Source organism: Streptococcus sp. GMD1S, assembly GCF_000296875.1.
GTDB lineage: Bacteria > Bacillota > Bacilli > Lactobacillales > Streptococcaceae > Streptococcus.
Map to the genome: position 1 here is coordinate 1 of NZ_AJQY01000156.1, position 1,181 is coordinate 1,181.

Genomic DNA, 1,181 nt, shown 5'->3' on the forward strand with positions numbered 1-1,181 from the left:
AGTACCGAAGAGGTCAAATCTCTCTTATCAGCTCACTTGGACCCAAATAGTGTTGAAGCATTTTTCAATCTTGTTACAGACTATAATGCGACTGTCGGCTCCACTGGCTTAAGTGGTGATTTTGCCTCCTTTACAAAAACGGAATACGATGTAGAGAAAATCAGCAATTTGTGGACACAAAAGAAGGGTGACTTTGTCGGGACCAACTGCCGTATCAATAGCTATGCGCTATTAAAAAATTCAGTCACGATCCCAAAACTTGAAAAGAATGATCAGCTACTTTTTGTGGATAATGATGCTATCGATAAGGGAAAAGTATTTGATGAGAAAGATAAGGAAGAGTTTAATATTCTATTTTCTAGGGTGGAGACAGAAGCGACAACGGATGTAAAAGTTCACGCGCAGAAGATGGAGAAATTCTTTTCCCAGTTTCAATTTAATGACAAAGCTCGAATGCTGTCTGTAGTCTTGCATGATAATTTGGATGGAGAGTTTCTTTTTGTCGGGCATGTTGGTATTTTAGTGCCAGCTGATGATGGTTTCTTATTTGTTGAAAAACTGACTTTTGTAGAGCCCTATCAAGCTATTAAGTTTGCGAGCAAGGAAGACTGTTACAAGTATCTATCCACCAAATATGCGGATTACACAGGTGACGGACTAGCTAAGCCTTTCATCATGGACAATGAAAAGTGGGTTGAAGGATATTAAGGTAGGCAAGGGAGAAGGAGTATGGAGACAGTAGTAGCGCTTTTAGTTGTCATTCTTATCGGAGTCTGGGCTGTAAACATTCTCAAGTCTCGTAAGGCAAATAAAAAAGAAAGATTTTTTGGCTATATGCAGCGCTATGATATAGATGGTGAGGGCTATCAGTCAGAAGTCTGGGAAGTGATAGAAGATGAGGAATGGAAATAAGGAGGAGAGTCCAAAAACAGTAGATTTCTTGCCTTTCTCAAGAAAGGGAACTAGTAACATTAGTGCTATTCTAAGGAACTTATAGGAGGAAACATTATGGGAATGATTGCTAATTATCAATATCTATCTGACAATGAATTAAGCCAAATAAAGCGCTATTCTTGTCAGGAAGAGGATTTACTTGACTTAGTAGAGGATTATCCTGAGGGAAACGATACGTTGATAGATATTGACAAAATGTGGGATGCCTTGCTCTTTGTTATGACAGG

General features: G+C 38.9%; 3 protein-coding genes. All 3 read left to right on the forward strand.

Annotated features, from left to right (window positions below):
- A partial coding sequence (locus tag GMD1S_RS07905) for a DUF4300 family protein (RefSeq protein ID WP_000314534.1) occupies nucleotides 1–708 on the forward strand: 708 nt, incomplete at its 5' end.
- Nucleotides 709–729: 21 nt separating this feature from the next.
- Nucleotides 730–912, forward strand: coding sequence for a hypothetical protein (locus GMD1S_RS07910; RefSeq protein ID WP_000451083.1), 183 nt, complete (start codon nucleotides 730–732; stop codon nucleotides 910–912).
- A 96-nt stretch (nucleotides 913–1,008) separates the two neighbouring features.
- Nucleotides 1,009–1,181: DUF1877 family protein (locus GMD1S_RS11840; protein WP_008280644.1), on the forward strand; the 173-nt coding region annotated here is incomplete at its 3' end.